Genomic DNA, 24,664 nt, shown 5'->3' with positions numbered 1-24,664 from the left:
TGGCGCAACCTTGGGAGCGTTGCAACATCTTATGATAAAATTCCAATGGAAAAGCTACGAAATTTACTAAAAGTTACCGTTCCTTTTATACTAATGACCGTGTTTTTGGCCCAAACGGGTTGCGAAAACGATGTAGATTCCGAATTTCAAAACCTACTGGTTGCCACCCCTCTGAAAATGTCGCTGCAAGACTTTAGGGAAAGTGGCGATATTATACCTCCTCGACCCATTTTGGAGTCGGGTAAGATCTATGTGTATGGCGATTTGGTTTTTGTAAATGATAAAAACGCCGGTGTTCATATTATAGATAATTCGGTACGGGCAAGACCCGTTAAAGTGGCCTATTTGGAGATTCCGGCAAATGTCGATATTTCGGTAAAGAACGATTTTCTGTATGCCGATAGTTTAATGGATCTTTTGGTGTTCGATATTTCCGATATCAATAGTATTCGATTGGTGAACCGATTGGAAAATGTATTGGCCCACCATCAGCCCATTGCCGAGGGTGCCGAATGGTTCGATTGGGAAGGTTTCGATTATAATACCGAGGTGGTCGTAGGTTGGGAAATGGAACGAAAAAATGTACGCATACCCGAACCGGAAGTGGGTGTTTTCGAAGATATGGCCCTAGCCAATGCCGCGGCGGCCGAGCAAGTGGGCCAAGGTGGTTCATTGGCACGTTTTAAGATCGTAGCCGATTATTTGTATGCCGTAGATAGCCACAACATAAATATAATCGACATCTCGGATCTTTCCAGTCCGCAAGACAAAGGCGATGTTTTCGCCGGCTTTGACATAGAGACGATTTTCAATCAGGGCGATCATTTGTTTTTAGGTAGCATGCGAGGTATGTATATTTATGATATTACCAATGCGGCCCAGCCCAGCCTTGTCTCTGAATTTCAACATGGCACGGCCTGTGATCCCGTTGTGGTCGATGGCGATATGGCTTATATAACCTTACGTGGGGGTAATTTATGCGGGGCTACCGAAAGCGGACTTTTCGTGGTAGATGTATCCGATTTGCAACAACCAGTTCAAATTGCCCAATACCCTATGGACGAACCCTATGGATTAGGGGTTAAAGACAATCTTGTCTTTGTCTGTGATGGCACCTCCGGCTTACGGATATTACAAGGTGAAGACCCCAAAAACCTGACGCAAATACAACATATAGAAAACATTAACACTTTTGATGTAATTCCGACTGATAAATCCCTACTAATCATAGGAGATGGCACCCTTTATCAATACAGATACACGGTGTCAGGTATTGAACCTTTGAGTGTGTTGGAATTGGATTGAAATGTGTAAGTGGAGGTTCAATCAAGGCCCTTGTGAAAACAGGGGCCTTTTTTCGTGCTGTGAATGAAAACATCCAAAATCAAAAAATTGCTATATTTTTGTGCCACAAAACCAGTTGCATGGCAAAAAATCTAGTCATTGTTGAGTCGCCTGCCAAGGCCAAGACCATCGAACGTTTTTTAGGGAAAGATTATAAGGTAGCCTCGAGTTTCGGGCATATTGCCGATTTACCATCCAAGGAATTGGGGGTAGATGTAGAAAATGGCTTTACACCCAAGTACACGGTCGATAAAGAAAAAAAGTCCTTGGTAAAGCAACTAAAGGATTTAGCGGCCAAAGCAGAGATTATTTGGTTGGCCAGTGATGAGGATCGCGAGGGAGAGGCCATTTCTTGGCACCTGGCCGAGGCCTTGAAACTAGACAAGGCCAAGACCAAACGAATCGTGTTCAACTCCATTACCAAACGAGCCATACAAAAGGCCATTGACAATCCTAGGGATATAGATTATAATTTGGTCAATGCACAACAGGCCCGTAGGGTGTTGGATCGCTTGGTGGGTTATGAATTATCGCCCGTTCTTTGGAAAAAAATCAAACCGGGTCTCTCCGCCGGTCGGGTGCAGTCTGTTGCCGTTCGCCTTATTGTAGAGCGTGAGCGCGAGATAGAAGCTTTTACCCCAGTGGCGGCCTATAGGATCGTAGCCCAGTTTAAAACGGAAAAAGGGGTGGCCTTTGCCGCCAAAATGAGCAAGACCTTCCCGACCAAGGAAGCTGCCCAAGCTTTTTTGCAAGAGAATTTGGGAGCGAATTTCCAAATAGCGACCATAGATAAAAAACCGGCCAAAAAATCACCGGCACCACCTTTTACGACCTCTACCTTACAGCAAGAGGCTTCGCGTAAACTTTATTTTTCGGTATCGCGCACCATGCAAGTGGCCCAACGCTTATATGAGGCGGGTCTCATTACCTATATGAGAACCGATAGTGTGAATTTATCGCCAGAAGCGGTGAACGCCGCTGCCGATGCCATTGTCTCTAACTATGGTGAAAAATATAGCAACCCGCGAAACTTTACCAAGAATGCCAAAGGGGCCCAAGAGGCACACGAGGCCATTCGACCAACCGATATGAAATTACAGGCTCCGAACCTAGAAAGGGATCAGGCCAAATTGTACGAATTGATCTGGAAACGCACCCTGGCTTCGCAAATGAGCGATGCCCAATTAGAGCGTACCCAAGTAAAGATAAAAGCCAACACCCATAACGAATTGTTTTCGGCCAATGGGGAGGTAATCCGTTTCGATGGATTTTTAAAAGTGTACCGCGAAGGGGTAGACGACGAAAACCTCGAAGAGCAAGAAGGTATGCTTCCGGCCATGAATACCGGTGAAGCGGTAGCCTTGAATTATATGACTGCCACCGAGCGATTCAGTAAACCGCCTTTCCGCTATGCCGAGGCCTCCTTGGTAAAGAAATTGGAAGAATTGGGTATCGGTAGACCTTCAACATACGCACCTACGATATCCACTATTCAAAATCGAGGCTATGTAGAAAAGGGAACCGTAGAAGGTACCGAACGTAAATACGCCCAATTGCTTCTAGAAAATGGTACTATAGCCGAAAAGGGTCTTACCGAGAAAGTTGGTTCGGAAAAAGGCAAATTGGTGCCCACTGATATCGGACTTATCGTGAACGACTTTTTGGTAGCCAATTTCGAGAGCATTCTCGATTACCATTTTACGGCCAAGGTAGAAGATCATTTCGATGCCGTTGCCGCTGGCGAGGAAGATTGGAAAAGTATGATGGAAGATTTCTATAAGGACTTCCATCCGAATGTAAAAGAGGTAGAAGAAAATGCCGAACGTGCCAGTGGCGAGAGGGTGTTGGGTGTAGACCCCAAATCGGGCAAGCAGGTGTCGGTACGTTTAGGGCGTTTTGGGCCTATGGTTCAAATCGGAACCGTTGACGACGAAGAAAAACCGCAATTCGCGAGCCTGTTACCCGACCAATCTATTGGTACCTTGACTTTCGAAGAGGCTATGACCTTGTTTGAATTGCCCCGCAATTTGGGTGTGTACGAAGGTGAAGAGATTTTGACCAATGTTGGGCGTTTTGGCCCATATGTAAAATTTGGCAAGAAATTTATTTCCTTGGCGCCGGGCGAAAGTGCTTTTGATATCGATTTGGATCGAGCCATTGAATTGATCAAGGAAAAACAAAAGGCCGATGCCCCTATCACTACGTATAAAGGTAATGATGTAACCAAAGGGGTAGGGCGTTTTGGTCCCTTTATCAAATGGGACGGCATGTTCATTAATGTGAACAAGAAATACGATTTCGATAATCTGTCGCAGGCCGATATAGAAGAGTTGATTGAGGCCAAGATTAAAAAAGAGGCCGAAAAATTGGTGCGCGAATGGCCCGAAGAAGGCATTCGTATCGAAAAAGCCCGTTGGGGCCGCCACAATATTATCAAAGGACGCACCAAGGTAGAGTTGACCAAAGATGTAGATCCGCTTGCATTGGAGTTGGATGCCGTAAAGGAACTTATCGAAAAGAAAAAGCCTAAAAAACGTAAAACCACCACCAAAAAGAAATAACTTCAATGGCTTTCGATTTTCTGGTCCCCGTTGCAGATAAGGTATTGGCACATTGCGAACTATTGCCCGAACAAGCGTTAGGGGCCAGTGTGTTTAAACATACGGCCAAAAAAGGCTTGCCCGTTTTGGCCAATGCAACCGTGGCTATAATGGGCGTTCGGGAAAGCCGCAATGCCTTCGAAAAGAAAATCGAGACCTTAGATACTTCCGCTATCCGCTTAGAACTGTATAAACTTATGCGGGGCAATTGGAATGCCACCATTGTAGATTTGGGCGATGTAGAAGAAGGAGACACCGTAGAGGATACCTACTTTGTGGTAAACCAGATTTGTGCCGAGCTTATAGAAGAAAAGGTTATACCTATTATTATAGGACATACCCAAGATATAACCTACCCATCTTACCGGGCCTACGATGGTTTAAAACCCATGGTAAACATGGTATCGGTAGATAGCCGCTTCGATTTTGGGTTGGAAGGCGAGCTGATTTCTTCCCACTCTTATATGAGTAAGATCATAACCGAGCAGCCAGCCAACCTCTTCCAATATGCCAATATTGGGTATCAGAGTTATTTTGTGGCCCAAGAAGAATTGGATCTTATGGAACGGCTTTTCTTCGATTCGTACCGTTTGGGCAACCTAGTGGCCGACATTACCTTGGCCGAACCCTTAATGCGCGATGCTCATATTGTAAGTGTAGATATGCGATCGGTACGTGGGGGCGAAGTAGGTTTTCCGTATGGCTATTCGCCCAATGGCTTTAGTGGTCCAGAGATTTGTGCCATTGCGCGCTATGCCGGTATGGGCAATCGTATCTCTACTTTCGGGGTTTACGAAATGGAGAACAACCATATGTCGCAACAATTGGTAGCCCAGGTTATTTGGTACTTTATAGAAGGTTTGGATAAAGGGGTAGACGAGACCCCCTATTCACAGACCGACGACTTTACGCGCTACACCGTACCCACCGAAATGGAAGAGTTGGTATTCTTCAAAAGCCACCTTACCGAAAGATGGTGGGTAGAAGTACCCTCTTCAACGACTTCACATAATAAAAGCAATCCGCCTGCGTTATTACCATGCACCGAAGCGGACTATTTGGAAGCTTGCTCCCAAAACATTCCCGAAAGGTGGTATCGAGCCTATAAAAAAGGCTTTCATTAAAAAATTGGATACTATATCGGGTTAGCACAATAATTTACCCAAAATAAAGTTTTAAAGGGTAATCATAGTGTTGCTTAACCTAACTGAAATTTGACAAAAAGTATGAAGAAGCTATTGTTAATGTCTATAGCATTTGTTTTTCTACTCACTTCTTGTGGGTCTAAGACAAAAGGAGAATTGACGGGTGTACGGGGCAAGAAATGGTTCCCGGAGAAGCCGTATGGTATGGAGCTAATTCCCCAAGGTTCCTTTATTATGGGTAAATCTGAAGAAGATATGGCCAAGGTAAAGAACGCCCCTACCAAAACCGTTACCGTTCGTTCTTTCTATATGGACGATACGGAAATCACCAATAGTGAATACCGTCAGTTTGTAGAGTGGGTAAAAGATTCCATCGTACGTACCAAGTTGGCCATCTTGGCCGATGAGTTGGGTATGGGTCCAGACGATGAAGGAATTGGTGAATTTGCCTTTATGGATGCCGATACCTCTAAACTGTCTGCCTACGATAAGTACATGCTCGATAATTATGCAGGTATGGGCGAGACCGGTTACGAAGGAAGGGCCCTAAATAAAGATGAAGACTTGGTGTGGGATACCTCTGAATACCCCGATGAATACTATACCGAGGTAATGGACTCTATGTATATTCCTGAAGAAGAGTCGTATAACGGGCAGCGTACCATAGATGTAACCAAATTGAAGTATGGTTATAATTGGATGGACATCCAAGCGGCGGCCCGAGCCAAAAAAGGACAACGTAAAGACTTTATTAAAAAGGAAGAGTTGGAAATCTATCCCGATACTACGGTGTGGATCAAAGATTTCGCCTACTCTTATAACGAACCCATGCATAACGATTATTTCTGGCACGATGCCTATAGCGAGTATCCTGTAGTTGGGGTATCTTGGAGGCAGGCCAAAGCGTTCTGTAACTGGCGTACCAAGTTTAAGAACGACGACCAGAAAGAGCGTGGTAAGCAATTCGTGAACCAGTTCCGTTTGCCAACCGAGGCCGAATGGGAATATGCGGCTCGAGGTGGTATCGAAGGTGGTACCTACCCATGGGGTGGCCCATATGTAATTAGCGATACAGGCTGTTACATGGCCAACTTTAAACCACAACGAGGCGATTACGCTGCCGATACCGCGTTATATACGGTAGAGGCCAAATCATACGAACCCAACGACTACAACCTGTTCAATATGGCGGGTAATGTAGCCGAGTGGACAGACTCTAGCTACGACGCGGGGGCCTACGAATATGTTTCTACCATGAACCCGAACGCGGCTTATGGCGAGAACGACCGAAAGGTAATTCGAGGAGGTTCTTGGAAAGACGTGGCCTACTTCCTACAGGTAAGTACCCGTGACTACGAATACCAAGATTCGGCACGTAGTTACATCGGTTTCCGAACTGTACAGGATTATATGGGAACAGAAGAGAAATTTGCGGGACAGAGAAAATTGAGATAACTAAAGCCCAAATTTCGATCAAACGATAACCAAATACTTATTTTAACCCTTAAACTTTTTCAAATTTAAAATTATGGCACAGTCTAAATCAACAAAGAAACTAATGAACATGGCCTATGGTCTTGGAGCATCGGTAGTAATTATCGGAGCTTTGTTCAAGATCCTTCACTGGGAACTCGGTCCATTGAACGGTGGAATCCTTTTGGCCATTGGTCTTATTACAGAGGCCCTTATTTTCGCTATCGCTGCTTTTGAACCGGTAGACGACGAATACGATTGGTCTTTGGTATACCCAGAATTAGCTGGTGGTGAGGCCCAAGAGCGCCAGAACCTTCAGGCCGAAATCGCCGAGGCCGAATCTTCTTTGTCCAAAAAATTGGACGAGCTTTTGAAAGAAGCCAACATCGATTCAGAATTAATGCACAGTTTGGGTGACAGCATCCGTAACTTCGAAGGTGCCGCTAAAGGTATCGCCCCTACGGCCAATGCTATCGAGTCTACCCAAAAGTATTCAGAAGAACTATCTCAGGCCGCAGCCCAGATGGAGTCTTTGAACAGCTTGTATAAAGTACAGTTAGAGAGCGCTAGCAAACAAGCCTCTATCAACGAAGAAGTAGCCCAGAACGCTGGTGCCCTTAAAGAACAAATGGCCTCTTTGGCAACTAACCTTTCTTCATTGAACGGTGTATACGGTGGTATGCTAACTGCCATGAACAGAAACTAATTTGCTTTACGGAGCAGTAACCCCAAATCATTAAAACAAATTAGTAAAAATGGCAGGAGGAAAATTATCACCACGTCAGAAGATGATCAACCTAATGTACTTGATATTCATCGCCATGTTGGCCTTGAATATGAGTAAGGAAGTGTTGGCCGCTTTTGGACTTATGAACGAAAAACTCGAGGCTTCCAATGCCAAGACCACCGAAGGTAACCTAGCGTTCCTAAGTGGTTTGGAGACCAAAGCCGGAGAGAATGCCGAAAAATTCGGAGGTCTTTACCAAGACGCCAAGAAAATCAAAGAGATCTCGGCAGAGTACTATAACTACTTAGAAGGGTTAAAGACCCAAATGACTGAAGGTCTTGAAGACCCTAAGGATTATGTAGTAATGGATAAGTCTGAGTTCTTGGATCAAAAATTTTTCCAAGGCGACAATTTGAAGCCTGAAGGACAAGAATTCTTAGATCGTGTAGGAAACTATCGTGATGCGGTCGCGGGTATCTTGAAGAGCAAAAAAGGTATGGAAGATGTGGTTGCATCTGTTAATGCCCGCTTCGAGACCGGAGACGAAAACGGTAAGGTAGAAAAGAGGGATGGTACCAAACAAGATTGGTTGAACTACAACTATGAAGGTTTCCCAATGGTAGCTTCCTTAACCAAGCTAACCCAATTGCAGGCCGATATCAAAGCTACCGAAAACGACGCTTTGCAGGCTATGTTACAAGGTCAGTTGAGTTCTGAGGTTTCAATGACCAACTATACTACCTTGTTAGAGCAAGACAAGTCAGCCTTCTATTCTGGTGAATCTTTTGCAGGTAGTATCGTATTGGGTCGTAAAGATGCCTCTACCCGTCCTAACGAAGTTAACTTGACCTTAGACGGAAGAAAACTTCAAGAAGGTAAAGATTTCGTAATCGAAGATGGTAAAGTGCGTTTGACCGTTGGTGCCGGTAATCCTGGTGATCACCAAATCGAAGGAACCTTGGTCTTTATGCAAGATGGCGAGCGTACCGAAGTACCGGTAAAGCAAACCTTTGCCACCATTACCAAGCCTAACGCGGCCTTGATCGCTGCCGATAAGATGAATGTGGTTTACCGAGGTGTGGCCAACCCTATGTCTATCTCTATTCCTGGAATCCCTGACAATGCGGTGACCGCTTCGGCCCCTGGTTTAGATCGTAGAAGTGGAAGCAAGTATATAATGAACCCTGGAAAGGGAAGGACTGTGACCATTACTGCTTCCGGTAAATTGCCAGATGGGCAAACCGTATCATCTAAATCAGAATTCAGGATCAAGGATATTCCACGACCATCCGGAGCCATTCGTGGTGAGACCGGTAGTGCCAAGATGCCAAGGAAAAACTTGGAGATCTCTACCATCGGTGCCATGTTGGAAGACTTCGATTTTGACTTGAACCTTGCCGTTGGCGGATTTAAGTTCAAAGTTCCTGGTCAGCCTACCGTTAGTGTAAAAGGAAACAAATTGGACGGTCGTGCCAAGTCTGCCTTAAAAAGGGCCAGAAGGGGAGATGCCGTACAGATTTTCGATATCCAAGCCTATATAACCAACAACAAGAGCTACAAGTTAAAGAAGGTTAGCCCTGTGGTTATCGAGCTTACAAACTAATAACAGAATACAATGAACATGAATTGGAAGAACCTAATGATCGTTGGTGCGTTGGCCCTTATGCCGGCCGCCGGTTTGGCCCAGGCCAATATCTTGAACGCCAAGAAACCGGAAGAGATCGGTAAAAAGACCGAGGCCCAGTTGGCCAAGGACAACGACGTACCCTTACCGTATAGCTATGTAGACGATCGCGACATCATGTGGGCCAAGACCACTTGGGAAGTGATCGATTTGGACGAGCGTGTGAATTTTCCACTCTATTACCCAACCGATACCGTAAATATCGGCTCTGATAGACGTTCGCTTTACGATGTACTTTTAAAGAACATCAAGAACGGAAAATTGACCGACGTTTATGTAGATTCGTACTTTACCGAAAAGCGTAAATTCGAAGATCTTACCGCTACATTGCAAAAGGTAGATACCACCGACTACGGTTACGAACAGCTCAATGCCGGGGAAGAGATTTCTCCAGAATATATCAACCGTAGGGATCTTTCCGCGGCCGATATAGAAGAATATCGCATTAAAGGTATGTGGTATTTCGACAAGCGATTGGGCGAGTTAAAATACCGTTTGTTGGGTATTGCCCCCGTGGCCCCCGATGTAAACTTCATCGACGATGAAAGTATGGATCCGGGCGACGCTAAAGTAGAACTGTTCTGGGTTTGGTTCCCAAGTGCCAGACAGATCTTACACGAAGCCAAGGTCTTCAATAACCAGAATTCGGCACAACCCATATCTTTCGATATGTTGTTGAATGCAAGAAGGTTCAATGCCGTGATCTATAAAGAAGACAACGTACACGGAGACCGTAGTATCAGAGATTATATAGCCGACAATTCCCTGTTCCAGCTTTTGGAAGCCGACAGGATCAAGGAGACCATCCGCGATCGCGAGCAGGATATGTGGAGCTACTAGAAAAACTTTCCAATTCATTACCAAACAACGCCTTCCGGTTTCCGGAGGGCGTTTTTGTTTTATATCGCCCCAATAGGATTAATTTTTCGCGTTTATAGAGTTAATAATTCCCCCTAGGGGGAAATACAAAGGGGGTAATAATAACGGCCTATTCTTCAAATTCTCAAATCCAACCATTTTCAAATTAGAGTATTGATCTACCTTTGTCCTATGCAAGATTATCTCATCATAGGTGCCGGACTTTCAGGTATGGCTTTTGCCCGTCATTTAGAAGAAAACGGCCATAGTTTTACCTTGCTCGACAACCGTTCACAGACGTCATCGGTGGTGGCCGGGGGTATGTACAATCCGGTAATATTAAAACGCTTTACCTTGGCCTGGAAGGCCAAAGAACTATTGGATTATGCCATGCCTTTCTATGCCCGTTTAGAGCAAGATCTTGGGGAGACCTTTGACCATAAGCTGGCCGTCTATCGCATTTTTCATTCCATAGAAGAACAAAACGGTTGGTTCGAAGCTACCGACAAACCCGGCCGCGATTTGTTTATGAACCCCAAATTGCACACGAATACCTACGAAGGAATCGCCGCCCCCTTGGGCTTTGGCGAGGTTTGGCAAACCGGCCGTGTAGACGTGGCCCATTTGCTAAAAACCTATACGCGGCATTTAAAGGCCAAGCAAAGTTATCTACAAACCGATTTCGATGCCTTCCAGCTAGAAATGCACGATGATTATGTGGTCTATAATGGCATAGTAGCCAAAAAGCTTGTTTTGGCTATGGGTTTCGGACTTAAAAACGATCCGCTGTTCCAGTATTTGCCCCTAAACGGGACCAAAGGGGAGGTATTACATATCCGAATCCCGGGTTTGGCCATCGATAAAGTCATAAAATCGGCCGCATTTATCATTCCCACCGGAGGTGATACCTATACCTTGGGGGCTACCTACAAATGGAAAGACAAGACCAATACCCCAACGGCCGAGGCCAAGGCTGAACTCCTCGAAAAACTGGAAGGTTTTCTAGAACGCCCCTATGAAGTGCTGGGACACAAGGCCGGGATTCGCCCAACGGTAACCGACAGAAGACCATTGGTGGGTAGGCACCCGAAACATCAAAATATATTCATGTTGAACGGTATGGGCTCCAGGGGGGTTATGAATGCGCCCTATTGTGCGCAGCAATTGCTCGACCATATAGAAAATGGTGCCGATTTAGACCCGGAGATAGATATCAAACGGTTTGAGGGGAAGTATTCGTAGGGATGATTAGTGGGTGATATTTATAATAAAAGGGCTTGGATTTAGTTTAAATATCCTACTCGATCAGTCCACAGGTTTCATTGTAATATCGCACTACGTCACCGATATCACCACGCTTAAATTCTTTAGATTCTATTTTCTCTATTAGTGTTGGGCAATCATTAAAATGTTCCTTAGCTTTTTTTACAAAATTCCCATTAAATACAGATCCGTGGTTTGTGATTTCAAAAACCATAAAACTATCATCGCGACACACGTAATACTTATAAAGGATTTTGGCGTCCATTCCCAAGGTTCCCGCACTTTGGTTATTGGTGAAAATACTTCCGCCACTTACTGAAATTTTTTGTAGATACAGGCACATTCTTCCTAAAACTATAGGTTCCATGAAAACAGCCTTTATACCTTGTGGGTATTGTTTATAGCTGTATGTTGTGAAGCTTTTCCTTTCATTATTCTCTAGTTCAAGCTTAATCAATGAATTCGAATCATAAATAACTTTCTTCCCTTTGAGGTTGTGTTTGAACTTTACCTTTTCAGAGGAAAGAATTTTTGCGAATCCTTGTATGGTGTCTCCGTTTTTCAAGTAAAGTCTAGCTTCCCTGTTTTGGGCATTTATATTCAATTGGGTAAAAACTACTCCAATTAAAAGGGCAACGATTCTTTTCATTAAAAAAATGATGTTGGTTGAATTGAAACTAGTATTGATTAAATGCCAATTTAAGGTTTTTGCTTTTTTTTGTCGAGTAGCGAAGAATAAATCAGATAGTAAATAACTTGAAAATGACGGATGTTCATGCGAAATAGACATGAATGAACATTTCCAAGCGTAAAAAGAAAAGCTTTGTCCGGTGGTTTATTATTCAGCCAGACAGCATTTACCCTTTAACTTCAATTTTCTGAGGAGCTCCTTTCATACTTAATAAAAAAGTTGATCCAAATATTACGGCTCAACCGCATGATCACGGGCATAAAAAAGACTAAGGTGCCTATTATCGTAAAAAAGGAGGTCATAAGTCCCAAGCCCAAAAACAAACGACTGATTACAAAAGCAGCCACGGCAAAGGCAATCCCCAAGCCGTAACTCACATACATGGCGCCATAGAAAAAGGAAGGCTCTATCTTATATTTGGTGTCGCATTGCGAACAACGTTCGTGCATGCTAAACACTTTGCCCAGATTGTAGGGGTTCTTGTCTACGTACATACTTTCGCCATGGCATTTGGGGCAAGAACCTGTTAAAATACTGTAGAGTTTGTTTCCTTTTTTTAACATTTGCAAAGCTTTTGGCAAAAATACACAATTGCCAAGGCCGAACGGTAACCTTTATTACATAAGATGCTCAACGTACATAAGCTTTCGGTATCCTTTTCCGGCGAATATTTGTTCAACGAAATCTCCTTTCGTCTCAATGCGGGCGACCGGGTGGGCCTTATCGGTAAGAATGGAGCCGGTAAATCGACCTTACTAAAGGTATTGGCCGGCGATATTCCCTCGGACGGTGGCAGTATGGCCATGGATAAAGAGGTGCAGATCGGGTTTTTGCGCCAAGATCTCGATTTTGAGTTTGGGCGTACGGTATTACAAGAGGCCTATATGGCCTTTACCGAAATCAAAAAATTAGAGGCCGATCTAGAGCATATCAATCAACAATTGGCCGAGCGCACCGATTACGAAAGTGAAGGCTATAACCAATTGATGGTAGACCTGAATGAGGTAACCCATCGTTACGAGATTTTGGGTGGATACAATTACCAAGGCGATACCGAAAAGATCTTACAAGGACTTGGTTTTAGCCGTGAAGATTTCGATCGGCAGACCGACATCTTCTCCGGGGGTTGGCGTATGCGTATCGAATTGGCTAAACTGTTGTTGCAAAAAAACGATATCCTTTTGCTCGATGAGCCTACCAACCACCTCGATATCGAATCGATCATTTGGTTGGAGCACTTCCTGAAATCCTATCCAGGTGCCGTAGTTTTGGTGTCGCACGATAAAATGTTCCTTGACAATGTCACCAACCGCACCATAGAGATCAGTTTGGGACGTATTTACGATTATAACAAACCCTATTCCCAATTTTTGGAGTTACGGGCCGAGATGCGTGAATTACAGCAAAATGCCCAAAAGAACCAAGAAAAGCAGATCCAACAGACCGAAAAATTGATCGAGAAATTCCGGGCCAAGGCCACCAAGGCTTCCATGGCCCAATCGTTGATCAAAAAGCTCGATAAGATAGAGCGCATAGAGGTAGATGCCGAAGATACCAGTGTCATGAAACTGCGTTTTCCGGTTTCGGTAAATCCGGGTAAGGTGGTCATTGAGGCCGAGAACCTGGCCAAAAGTTATGGCGAAAAAGAAGTATTACGGGGCGTGGACCTTATGGTGGAACGCGGCACCAAAACTGCCTTTGTGGGCCAGAACGGACAAGGAAAATCGACCTTGGCCAAGGTTATCGTTGGCGATATCGAGGGTACCGGCCATTTAAAACTGGGGCACAATGTACAGATCGGTTATTTTGCCCAAAACCAGGCGGAATACCTCGATGGCAACAAGACCATTCTCGATACTATGATCGATGCCGCCAATGAGGGCAATCGGGCCCAAGTGCGCGATATATTGGGTTCTTTTCTGTTTCAGGGCGAAGATGTCGATAAGTTTGTCAAAGTACTATCGGGGGGCGAGCGCAATCGCTTGGCCTTGGCCAAACTTATGCTACAACCCTTTAATGTGCTGATAATGGATGAGCCTACCAACCACCTCGATATCCGTTCGAAAAACGTGTTAAAAGAAGCCTTGGCTAAATTTGAGGGTACTTTGATCATCGTATCGCACGATCGCGATTTTTTGCAGGGGCTTACCAATCGGGTATTCGAATTCCGCGACAAAAAGATCAAGGAGTACCTGGGTGATATAGACTTTTATTTGGAACAGCGGCAAGCGGCCGATATGCGGGAGGTAGAAAAAAGCACGGCCCCACAAGCTTCCAAAACCAAGGACGCCAAACCGGCCCTCGATTATGCCAGCCAGAAAAAACAAAAGGCACTCAAGAATAAATTGGCGGGGGTAGAAAAAAAGATCAACATACTGGAAAACGAGATTTCGAAGTTGGACAAACGATTGGCCGAAGAGTACGATAGTCTGATTAACAATCCCGATTTTTTCCCCGATTACCAAGCTAAAAAAGATAGCTTGAACGACCTCATGGAACAATGGGAGGAAATCTCGTTGGAGATGGAATCGTAAGGCATTGTAAATAAAGGGTTTGTGTAAAAACCGTTTTACACCACAACTTTGGCGACATTCACAACAAAACTGCCATTCGGCTAGGTATTTCATCGATTTATTTTGAACTTAGTCTATAATCAACCGAGATTTGTAGGGTAAGAACTACAAACGCAACCAACACCAGTCGGATGAAAAATGCTGTTTTGAGCTTTATAGCCATGCTCCTGATTTGCCCTGTTTGTTTGGCAAAAGTTACTTCTAAGGAGCGCAAGGCCCTTTTGGATGTATATGAGCATGCAGGTGGTGCCCATTGGAATACCCCTTGGAATTTGGAAGCTGCCGTAGAAACCTGGCATGGGGTTACCGTTAAAGATGGCCATGTAGTGGCCTTGGATTTGTTCCGAAACAATCTTATCGGCAACATACCGGAAAGCATAGGCAGGTTAAAATACTTGACCTACCTTAATTTGGGTTTCAATACTTTGGATGGGCCTATACCCATACAGTTGACCGAACTGGAAAATTTGGTAACCCTGAAGTTGGAGATGAACCGTTTACAAGGTCCGATACCCATGGAGATGGGGAATATGCGGAGCTTGGAAGAATTTACGGCCTTTAACAATGTTTTGGAGGGAAGTATTCCGGAATCCATGGGGCAACTGGAAAACCTAAGGATCCTCAATTTGAGTAGTAATGCCTTGGATGGGGCCATTCCCGAAGCCATAGGCAGTCTTGATAAGCTAGAGGTCCTTGGCCTTTTTGGTAACCGTTTAAAGGGCGAGTTACCCACCTCTTTGGGCCAACTGACCCAGTTAAAAGAGTTGGTGTTGTCCAATAACGGATTCACGGGAAAAATTCCCGAAAGTTTTGATCAGTTGGCCCAATTGGAGATTTTTCAGATTCAAAATAATGGTTTTACCGACTTTAAGGTAATCGAGGCCATGCAGGAAAGGTCCTTTTTGGCCTTTGATAGCGATATGGACTCGCGACCTAATTTTAGGAAATTCGACGCTACCCGTATGGCAGATACCAAATTCGATGATGACGATGAAAATGATTAGAAAACATATTTGTTCATAGTTTTAGTTAGTTAAGTAAGGTAGAAAAGGCGTCTAATGGCGCCTTTTTTAATGGGTAAAAGGCACACATTTTATGATTTTTTTAACCAAAACGGCCCAAATCACGATTAAACTATGGAGTAGTTTTGTACGTCTTAAAAACATGCCTACGTGGCAAATGGTTAATTATTCGACCTGAAAAGGTACCCTGCTTATGAGAAAAACGATACTCGGCATACTTGGAGTTTTGATAATTATCGCGGCTTATTTTGGCATGAAGGCCATTGTAGCCAGCAAGACCAACAAAAGGCCCAAACCCCAGAAGGTGGTGAAAACGGTCTTTGCCCAAGAGGTGCAAAATGGGACCGTGCCTATTGTGGTCCCGGCCAATGGAAACTTGGTCGCCCAAAGACGGGTTGAGCTATTCTCCGAGGTACAAGGGGTGTTCGAGGCCAGGCGTAAGCGTTTCCGAACCGGGCAGCCTTATGCCAAAGGAGAGACCTTGGTAGGTATACAGGCCGCTGAATACTATGCCACGGTTCAGTCATCTAAAAGTGATCTGTTCAATCTGCTCACTTCCATTATGCCCGATCTAAAGTTGGATTACCCAGAGATGCACACCAAATGGCAAACCTATCTCGATGGTTTCGATATGGAGAAGACAACCCCAGAGTTACCGGCCATGGATAGTTCCAAGGAAAAATTCTTTATTTCCGGTCGTGGTGTATTTACCTCTTATTACCGGGTTAAAAACCTCGAACAAAGGTTGGCCAAGTATACCATTCGTGCCCCGTTCAACGGTATTCTTACCGAAGCCTTGGTCACCGAGGGCACTCTCATCCGACAAGGACAAAAACTGGGTGAATTCATAGACACCAGTGCCTACGAGCTGGAGGTAGCCATCAGTAAGACCTATGGTGATCTTCTGCGGGTAGGGGAGACCGTAAGCTTGACCAATCTCGATAAGACCAAGACCTACGAAGGCAAGGTTATTCGGGTAAACGGTAGTGTAGATCAGGCCACCCAGACCATAAAGGCCTATATCTCGGTGTCCCATCCCGATTTGAAGGAAGGCATGTACCTCGAGGCCCGATTGAATGCCAAGGCCGAATCGGATGCCATTGAGGTTAATCGTTCCCTTTTAATGGAAAACGATCAGGTATTTGTGGTGCGTGATACGATTTTGGATTTGATAGATGTTGATCCGGTTTTCTTTTCCGATAAAACCGTGGTATTGAAAAACGTGCCCAACGGTAGTCTTTTGGTCTCTAAACCCGTATCTGGCGCTTATGCCGGAATGTTGGTGAAAGTTTTCGATGGTGGGGCCAAAACCCCAGCGACAAAATAACCTACCAGGATAAGATCCTGCTTGTAAATCCTGGAATTTACCTAGCTAGTAAGGGAGCCGAGGGTTGTAAAGCCTGATCAAATACAGTTGATAAATGAAAAAAGTAATCGCCTATTTTATAAAGTACCACGTTGCCGTTAATGTGGTTATTTTGGCTTTTTTGGTGTTTGGTGTCGTCGGGGCATTTTCATTGAAATCGTCCTTTTTCCCCTTGGTAGACTCCAAAAACGTCTTGATTACGGTGGTATACCCCGGGGCCTCCCCTCAAGAAATTGAAGAAGGGGTGGTGTTAAAGATCGAAGATAACCTCAAGGGCCTGGAAGGGGTCGAAAGGGTAACCTCTACCTCCAGGGAAAACAGTGGTACCATAAATGTAGAGATTGAGAAAGGCCGCGACATCGATTTTATGCTGCTCGAGGTAAAGAATGCCGTGGATCGGGTCCCCTCGTTCCCAACGGGAATGGAACCTTTGGTAGTCTCTAAACTAAGACCGGTACGGCAAACCATCAGTTTTGCGGTTAGTGGGGAAGACATCCCCTTGGTTACCCTAAAACAGATAGCGCGCCAGGTAGAAAACGACCTTAGGGCCATTGAAGGGATTTCGCAGATAACCATAGATGGGTACCCCGACGAAGAGATCGAGATCGCCGTTGATGAAAATAGTCTGTTGGCCTACGATCTGTCGTTCAGTCAAGTGGCCCAGGCCGTTGGCAGGGCCAATATCTTGGTAACCGGTGGAAATATCAAGACCAGTTCCGAAGAATATCTGATCCGGGCCAATAACCGGTCGTACTATGGCGACGAACTCTCTAACCTGATCATTAGGGCCGATGCCTCCGGAAATACCATTCGCCTAAAGGATGTGGCCAAGGTACGGGATCGCTTTTCAGAAAACCCCGATGCTACTTTTTTCAATGGCGAACTGGCCGTTAATATTACCATTACCAGTACCAATACCGAAGATTTGATCTCTTCGGCCGAAAAGGTGCGCGATTATATTGACGCATACAACCAAAAACACAATAACGTACACCTCACGGTGGTAGCCGACCTTTCTACCACCCTTACCCAACGTACCCAACTCTTAACCGAGAACGCTATCGTGGGTATGCTCTTGGTATTGTTGTTCCTGTCGCTTTTTCTCAATACCCGATTGGCCTTTTGGGTGGCTTTCGGTTTACCGGTAGCCTTTTTGGGTATGTTCGTAGTGGCGCCATATTTCGATGTTACGATCAATGTATTGTCGCTATTTGGAATGATCATCGTAATCGGTATTCTGGTAGATGATGGTATCGTGATCGCTGAGAACATCTACCAACATTACGAAAAAGGGAAAAGTCCGGTACAGGCCGCACTTGAGGGAACCTTAGAGGTGATACCGCCCATTGTTTCGGCCATTATTACTACCATTATCGCCTTTTCCATATTCCTCTTTTTAGACGGAAGGATCGGGGAGTTTTTCGGTCAGGTTTCCGTAATCGTGATCCTTACGTTGGCCGTTTCCTTAATTGAGGCTTTAATCATACTCCCGGCCCACTTGGCCCATTCCAAGGCCTTGAGTCCGCAGGAGAAAGCTCCGAAAACTGCCATAGGAAGGGTATTTGCCCGATTGCGCGATGTGAATAAACTGGGCGATCGTATTATGGTGTGGCTGCGCGACAATATGTATAGTCCCACCTTACGTTTTGCCCTCAACAATAAACTGCTGACTTTTTCCATATTTATTGCGGCCCTATTACTCACATTTGGGTCCGTGGGTGGTGGCATTATAAAAACCTCGTTTTTTCCGCGAATTGCCAGTGACCGGGTACAGGTAACCCTGAACATGCCCAATGGAACCAATGCCGCGGTTACCGATTCCATAATCAGTATGATCGAGGAAAAAGCCGAGATCGTAAACCAAGAATTGACCGATAAATACCTGCAAGGTTCCGATATGGCCTTGTTCGAGAACGTGATAAAAACCTTAGGGCCAGGTTCGTCTACGGCCGATTTGATCATCAATTTATTGCCTGGTGAAGAACGTCCCGATGCCATTCAGTCGCGTTTGGTAACCCAACGTTTACGCGAATTGGTGGGTCCGGTGATAGGGGTAGAGAGTTTGGTATTCGGTTCTGGGGGTAATTTTGGCGGACTACCGGTTTCCGTATCCCTTTTGGGGAACAATATCACCGAGCTAAAGGCAGCCAAGGCTGAATTAAAACAGGCCATGGAGCGCAATTCGGCCTTAAAGGATGTAGCCGATAATGATCCTGCGGGTATCAAGGAAATTCGATTGGAATTGAAGGATAATGCCTATTTGTTAGGGCTGAACCTAAGAGAGGTAATGAACCAGGTACGTGCTGGGTTCTTTGGGTCCCAGGCCCAACGTTTTCAAAGGGGACAAGACGAGATACGGGTATGGGTGCGTTACGACAGGCCCAACCGGTCTTCGATTACCGATCTAGACGAAATGCGTATCGTAACCCCATCTGGCGGAAGGGTACCCTTGAAGGAAATCGCTTCCTACACCATAGAACGGGGCGATGTGGCCATTAACCACCTCGATGGGAGGCGTGAGATACAAGTTACCGCCGATCTAAAAGATCCCGAGAACGTTACGGCCACCGATATCATGACCGAGATCCGTACCCAGGTCATGCCCGAAATTTTATCGCACTATCCTACGGTAACCCCATCGTATGAAGGGCAAAACAGGGAGGCCGGTAAATTAATGCGCTCATTACGATTCGTTGGCTTGTCGGCATTATTGTTGATCTATATCACCATCGCTTTTACCTTTAGGAGCTATAGTCAACCCTTATTGCTTATTCTGTTGGTTCCCTTTAGTTTAACGGCCGTTGCCTGGGGACACTGGATTCATGGGTTCCCAATTAATATCCTTTCTATGTTGGGTATTATCGCCTTAATAGGGATCATGGTTAACGATGGTTTGGTACTTATTGGTAAATTCAATAGTAATCTAAGGGCCGGTATGCATTTTGACGAAGCCATGTATGAAGCAGGCAGGGCCCGTTTTAGAGCCATTTTCTTAACATCAATTACAACGGTGGCCGGTTTGGCCCCTTTGATGTTAGAGAAAAGTAGGCAAGCCCAGTTTTTGATTCCTATGGCTATATCCATAGCTTACGGAATTGCTTTTGCAACGGTGTTGACACTGATAATGCTACCTATTTTCCTTTCATTTGGTAATAGTGTAAAGGTTACCGGAAAGTGGTTACGCACCGGTAATTCAATTACCAAGGAAGAAGTGGAAAGAGCGATAAAAGAACAGCAAGAAGGTAGTCATGGCGAATCGATGTCGGCCTTGAATACGGCAGAAGATATGTTAGACGATGCCCATGACAAGATAGGGCCAGCACAGCATATTCCAAAGGAATTATCGGGCAAAGCCATGGATCAATAACCTATGAAATCAAAAAAAATGAACCTTAGCTATAGGATAGCCACAATAGTAATGGTGTTGTTTGTGGTAACAGCCCAGGCCCAAACCCAAGAAGGGTATCTTTCTAAAGAAGATGCCATTAAGTTGGCCCTCGAAGAGAATTTTGGCATTAAAATAGCCAGAAACCGGGTCGAGATTGCTAAAAATAACAAGAGTGTTTTAAATTCGGGATATTTACCCACACTCACGGGAACGGCAGGTGCCACCTATTCTGAAAGCAATACGACCACTTCTTTTCCAGATGGTGACCGTGACGGTAATCCTACCCCAGATGTTGAATTGAACGGTGCCGAAAGTCAAGTGTATAATGGGGGGGTAAACCTTAATTACACGCTTTTTGATGGCTTAGGCCGTTATTACAACTACAAAAGCCTTAAGGAACAATATGATCTTAGTGAATTGCAGGCTAGGGAAACCATTGAAAATACAATGCTTCAATTGTTTTCAGTGTATTTCGAGGTAGCCCGAATAACGGAGAACCAGGTTGTTCTAGATGAGGCCATGCAAATATCAACCGATCGTGTAACCCGGGCAGAATATGCCTTCGAATATGGCCAAAATAGTAAGTTAGATGTTTTGAATGCCCGTGTAGATGCTACCAACGATAGTATTCTCTACATGAATAGTAAACAGTCCCTGGCTAATGCCAAAAGGGATTTGAATGTGGTGTTGAACCAAGAATTAACCACTTTGTTCACTGTAGATACTACGGTCAACTTTACGCCCATGGATCAAATTGAAGCCTATTATGAAAAGGTTAAAGACCATAACGTTACCTTACTTCAAAACGAACGTAATCTAGCTATCAACGCATATGATGTTAAGATTAGTCGGTCGGGTTACTTGCCTTCTATTGGCTTAACCGGTTCTTATGGTTGGAATTTAAACCAAAATCCAGCCTCGGCATTCTTCCCTTCCCAAAATCAAACCCGTGATAATCTACAATTGGGTGCGGCACTTACTTGGAATCTTTTCGATGGGGGTAGAACTACAACGAGGGTAAAGAATGCCAAAATCGCCTTGGCCAATCAAGAACTTACCCGCAGTCAGTTGGAGCTAGAGATCGAACGCGATATCCGTAATGCTTTGGAGATTTATAAGAACAGATTACAAGTATTTAAGATTCAGGAGCAGAATGTGGTTACCAACCAGCATAATTTTAATAGATCCACCGCCCAATTCCAATTGGGGCGAATTACCTCTTTGGAATTCCGCCAGGCACAGACCAACTTACTTTTGGCCCAAACCAATCGCAATGCCGCCAAATACGATGCCAAATTGGCCGAGTTACAACTTATGCAGCTTTTAGGACAATTATTGAATATACCCTACTAAGGCCTATGGAGACCCGAGATATCCAGTGCCCTCATTGTTGGGAGTATATTACGATTGCCTTGGATGTTTCGGTAGATGGGCAGACCTATGTTGAAGACTGCCAAGTGTGTTGTAGGCCTTTGGAAATAGATTATACCGTAACCCAAGGGGTGTTGGCCAGTTTAAGTGTGGCACCCATTGGGCAGTAATCGAATGATATCTTGGTCCTTGCTTTTCCGATAAGCCCGATTAAAGGCCGTACTTTTGCCCAAAATTCGAACAGATGGCAGTAAATAGCCAAAGATGGCTTATTACCGGTGGTGCTTCCGGCCTTGGAAAAGAATTGGCAGAGCAGTTATTGTCGCAACCCCATACTTCGGTGCTGCTACTAGACATGGATCAGGCTGGCTTGGCCGTTTTGGCTTCGAGCTTGTCCGATACCTACGGTACCGAAAGGGTGGCCACCTATGTGCAAGATATTAGGGATACCCGAAAATTACAGGAAACCATCCATGCCATATCCGCCAAGGGCCCGATTGATGTATTGGTAAACAATGCCGGTTTGGTTGGCGGTAAGCTGTTGGTCGATCTCGATCATAGTCAAATAGACGATGTACTCGATGTGAATGTAAAGGCTTTGGTCCATATTTCTAAAATGGTTTTACAGCTAATGTATGCCCAGGGACATGGCCATATCGTGAATATAGCCTCGGCCGCCGGTTTTACTCCGGTACCTTATATGGCACCCTATGTTGGGTCTAAGTGGGCGGTAGTCGGTTTTTCAGAGAGCTTGCGTTTAGAAATGGAGGCCTTGGGCCCCGATTTTCATTGTACTACGGTGTGCCCAGCCTATATAGATACGGGTATGTTCGAAGGGGCGAAGGATAATTTTTTATTACCCATGCTACATGCTGAACAGGTAGTAAAATCTATAATTAAGGCGGTAAGAAAAAAGAAAATTTATGTACGTTTACCCTTTATGGTCCGTTTTACCCCATTTTTAAGAGGGGTATTGCCAACAAGGGTGTTCGATACCATAATAGGTAAGTGGCTGGGTATTTATAAGTCTATGGCTGCGTTTAAAGGAAGGGGCGCTTAATTAGCTAGCGAATCAAGGAAAAATGGCCTGTAATGGTTTCCGTGTCTGGGATAAATAGACTAAACCAATAGTCAGAAGCCGGCATGGGTTTGCCTTGATACGTACCATCCCAACCCGGGCTTTCGGAGGGGTTAAAACGATATAGAAGTTTCCCGTACCTATCGAAAATTTCAATTTGGGTTTGTTCCGGAAACCCGGCCGATATTTCTTGAAGGTTCCAATAGGGGTTATGGGTATCCCCGTTTGGACTAAAATAGGTGGGTATCGAATAATCGAATTCGGTTGGCGGGGAATCTTCGCAATTGGGTTCTAAAAAGAAATTGGAAACATCGATACATCCGTTCGGGTGTGCGGCCCGTACAAAGATCTCCGTAAAATCGGAGGTGTAATACGGACTGGTCAAAGATGCTGTTTCCGCTTGGGCAGAGGTTTCGTCTGTATAATAGCTAAGTGCCCAATCCGATCCCAAGTTTGGGAAGAACAAATTGAAACTGGCATCTAAATCAAAATATGTATCGCCATTGCCGTCGGTAGTACAGCTACTATCCGTTCTAGTGGGGTCAGGGCCACTGATTTCTGCCAACACATCCGAATCGGTGCTTCGGAGTTCAAATACCTCGGTGGCATAACAGTCCGAACCATTTAAGGTTACCCGAACGAAGAGGGTTTCTTGATTACCCGAAATGGTGTAAGGAAAAGGCACCATAGGATTACTGCCCGTATCGGCATCGGCCTGCGAGATATGGTAACTAATACCTATTCCTGAGTTTGGTGAGGAATCTAGGCTTGGAATAATATCATCTAGATTAAAAGTGCTTTGGCCGTTAGTATCGGCACAACCACTTAGTGGCTGGGGCGCTTGTAAAACTGGGGGCGTATCGATAATAAGGTCCAAGGTTTGCAGGGTAACTTCTCCCGTTAGGGTATTTTCTATACGGATATACAAGGTTTGTCCCCCGGAAATGGTATTCGTCCAAATTCCGGTTAATCCATTTGTCCCATTCTGGGCATCGGTTTCGGCTTCATGAAGGCTTAGCATAAGTTCCCCTGCTTCATGTAACCCGGCAATGCCCCACCATTCTCCATAAACGAAATTGTTGTTGGCCAAATCGGTGGTGATGGCGTTTGTTACGTTTATTTGGTACAGTCTATTGGAAGAAACGCCATAAAGTTGGCCTGCCTCGCTGGCCAAGCCATAAGTATTGAACGGCAGTGGCCCAATGTCTGTATGCGAAACATAGTTCAAATTAGCGTCTAAGGTTACTTCGAATAGTCTGAACCCGGTGGTTTCGCGCCAAGCGATATACATATTTCCGTTCAGCATAACAAAATCGCCACCTGGATCCCCGGAAGTAAAATCGTGCCAAACCGTGGGGGCTTGGTTAAAAGGTGGCACCATACGGTACACATTGGAATTGTTGGACCCGGCTACCCCAAAAAGGAGGTTGCCCATGAGGTCGAAAGACAAGGAGTTGATACCAAAGTAGGTTGGGTCTTGTAAAACGATAGAGTAGGAACAATCGGAGGTATTCAAGCGTGCGATATAATCATAAGTACAAAAAAAGATGTTTTGATCTTGGTCAACGGCCACATCGGTAATCTGTGTACCCGTGGGAAGCTTGCATATTTCTGTAATACTAGGGGAGGTGCCAGGGGAATCCATGCGAAGAATATATCCGCCATCGGTACCTATGATAATGCTTTCTTGAAACTGGGGGTCGGTTGGGCTTATCTGTAGGTCTTCCCAAAGGGTTGCTATAGTAAACTCCATAAATCCATCGCCATCTACATCACAGTATTGTAACTGGTAGTCAGGTGGTAAAAGGTTATGGGTAATGGTCTGGGTTCCTGTATGGGTTCCTGTATGGGTTGGGCTGTTTTGGTTAGCACCGTTGACTGGTTGATTTAGAAAACCTAACCCTAGGATTGCCAATATCCATGGGATAACCATAAAATGGGAAAAAGAACCGAGTCTCCAGAACATTAAGTTGTGCGTTGGTTGCTTAAAGTTATGGAAATTAAGGGTTTATGCAGCTTATTAAAGACCTGTTTTAGTTGAAAAAAGATTTCTTTTTCGGATAAAAACCTATTTTGATGGA

General features: G+C 44.8%; 18 protein-coding genes. 15 read left to right on the top strand and 3 right to left on the bottom strand.

The features are described from left to right. The first annotated feature begins 45 nt into the window (after positions 1-45). The 8 genes from B7P33_RS07510 to B7P33_RS07475 all read left to right on the top strand — a co-directional run bounded on the left by B7P33_RS07510 (position 46) and on the right by B7P33_RS07475 (position 11,073). Positions 46-1,305: an LVIVD repeat-containing protein gene (locus tag B7P33_RS07510; RefSeq protein WP_097441370.1), complete on the top strand. Its 1,260-nt coding sequence runs from the start codon at positions 46-48 to the stop codon at positions 1,303-1,305. A gap of 119 nt (positions 1,306-1,424) precedes the next feature. Next, positions 1,425-3,905, top strand: coding sequence for a type I DNA topoisomerase (topA, locus tag B7P33_RS07505; protein ID WP_097442267.1), 2,481 nt, complete (start codon positions 1,425-1,427; stop codon positions 3,903-3,905). A gap of 5 nt (positions 3,906-3,910) precedes the next feature. Continuing rightward, on the top strand, positions 3,911-5,068 hold the full coding sequence (locus B7P33_RS07500) for a formimidoylglutamase (protein WP_097441369.1): 1,158 nt from the start codon (positions 3,911-3,913) through the stop codon (positions 5,066-5,068). A gap of 102 nt (positions 5,069-5,170) precedes the next feature. Further along, complete coding sequence (porK, locus tag B7P33_RS07495; protein ID WP_097441368.1) at positions 5,171-6,544, top strand: T9SS ring complex lipoprotein PorK/GldK; 1,374 nt, start codon at positions 5,171-5,173, stop codon at positions 6,542-6,544. A gap of 73 nt (positions 6,545-6,617) precedes the next feature. Next, the gene (gene porL, locus B7P33_RS07490) at positions 6,618-7,268 is read left to right on the top strand and encodes a type IX secretion system motor protein PorL/GldL (RefSeq protein WP_097441367.1); all 651 of its coding nucleotides are present in this window, start codon (positions 6,618-6,620) and stop codon (positions 7,266-7,268) included. Between the two features lie 49 nt (positions 7,269-7,317). Next, positions 7,318-8,892: a type IX secretion system motor protein PorM/GldM gene (porM, locus tag B7P33_RS07485; RefSeq protein WP_097441366.1), complete on the top strand. Its 1,575-nt coding sequence runs from the start codon at positions 7,318-7,320 to the stop codon at positions 8,890-8,892. A gap of 18 nt (positions 8,893-8,910) precedes the next feature. Continuing rightward, on the top strand, positions 8,911-9,813 hold the full coding sequence (porN, locus tag B7P33_RS07480; RefSeq protein WP_097442266.1) for a type IX secretion system ring subunit PorN/GldN: 903 nt from the start codon (positions 8,911-8,913) through the stop codon (positions 9,811-9,813). Positions 9,814-10,023: 210 nt separating this feature from the next. Then, positions 10,024-11,073: an NAD(P)/FAD-dependent oxidoreductase gene (locus tag B7P33_RS07475; RefSeq protein ID WP_097441365.1), complete on the top strand. Its 1,050-nt coding sequence runs from the start codon at positions 10,024-10,026 to the stop codon at positions 11,071-11,073. Positions 11,074-11,128: 55 nt separating this feature from the next. On the opposite strand, the gene B7P33_RS07470 is transcribed toward B7P33_RS07475, so the two are convergent. Both B7P33_RS07470 and B7P33_RS07465 read right to left on the bottom strand, forming a co-directional pair. Then, positions 11,129-11,743, bottom strand: coding sequence for a hypothetical protein (locus B7P33_RS07470; RefSeq protein WP_097441364.1), 615 nt, complete (start codon positions 11,741-11,743; stop codon positions 11,129-11,131). Positions 11,744-11,964: 221 nt separating this feature from the next. Then, complete coding sequence (locus B7P33_RS07465) at positions 11,965-12,348, bottom strand: DUF983 domain-containing protein (RefSeq protein ID WP_097441363.1); 384 nt, start codon at positions 12,346-12,348, stop codon at positions 11,965-11,967. A gap of 63 nt (positions 12,349-12,411) precedes the next feature. On the opposite strand from B7P33_RS07465, the gene B7P33_RS07460 reads away from it, so the two are divergent. From B7P33_RS07460 to B7P33_RS07430, 7 genes are all read left to right on the top strand, one after another. Further along, positions 12,412-14,319 (top strand): ABC-F family ATP-binding cassette domain-containing protein, encoded by a 1,908-nt coding sequence (locus B7P33_RS07460; RefSeq protein ID WP_097441362.1) that lies wholly within the window; start codon positions 12,412-12,414, stop codon positions 14,317-14,319. Positions 14,320-14,489: 170 nt separating this feature from the next. Further along, a complete protein-coding gene (locus B7P33_RS07455; RefSeq protein ID WP_097441361.1) occupies positions 14,490-15,362 on the top strand; it encodes a leucine-rich repeat domain-containing protein in 873 nt (290 codons plus the stop codon). Between the two features lie 211 nt (positions 15,363-15,573). Next, positions 15,574-16,707, top strand: coding sequence for an efflux RND transporter periplasmic adaptor subunit (locus B7P33_RS07450; RefSeq protein ID WP_097441360.1), 1,134 nt, complete (start codon positions 15,574-15,576; stop codon positions 16,705-16,707). 94 nt (positions 16,708-16,801) lie between these two features. Continuing rightward, positions 16,802-20,113, top strand: coding sequence for an efflux RND transporter permease subunit (locus tag B7P33_RS07445; RefSeq protein ID WP_097441359.1), 3,312 nt, complete (start codon positions 16,802-16,804; stop codon positions 20,111-20,113). A 3-nt stretch (positions 20,114-20,116) separates the two neighbouring features. Continuing rightward, complete coding sequence (locus B7P33_RS07440; protein WP_245871706.1) at positions 20,117-21,487, top strand: TolC family protein; 1,371 nt, start codon at positions 20,117-20,119, stop codon at positions 21,485-21,487. A gap of 5 nt (positions 21,488-21,492) precedes the next feature. Next, positions 21,493-21,675: a CPXCG motif-containing cysteine-rich protein gene (locus B7P33_RS07435; protein WP_097441358.1), complete on the top strand. Its 183-nt coding sequence runs from the start codon at positions 21,493-21,495 to the stop codon at positions 21,673-21,675. Positions 21,676-21,749: 74 nt separating this feature from the next. After that, complete coding sequence (locus B7P33_RS07430) at positions 21,750-22,565, top strand: SDR family NAD(P)-dependent oxidoreductase (protein ID WP_097441357.1); 816 nt, start codon at positions 21,750-21,752, stop codon at positions 22,563-22,565. 4 nt (positions 22,566-22,569) lie between these two features. Here B7P33_RS07430 and B7P33_RS07425 read toward each other — a convergent pair whose 3' ends face one another. After that, entirely contained in the window at positions 22,570-24,549 is a 1,980-nt protein-coding gene (locus B7P33_RS07425; protein ID WP_097441356.1) for a T9SS type B sorting domain-containing protein, read from the bottom strand. Positions 24,550-24,664: the final 115 nt, after the last annotated feature.

Source organism: Sediminicola luteus (assembly GCF_002514735.1).
In the GTDB taxonomy this organism is placed as follows: Bacteria; Bacteroidota; Bacteroidia; order Flavobacteriales; family Flavobacteriaceae; genus HQA918.
This window is presented reverse-complemented; position numbering and strand designations above follow the sequence as displayed.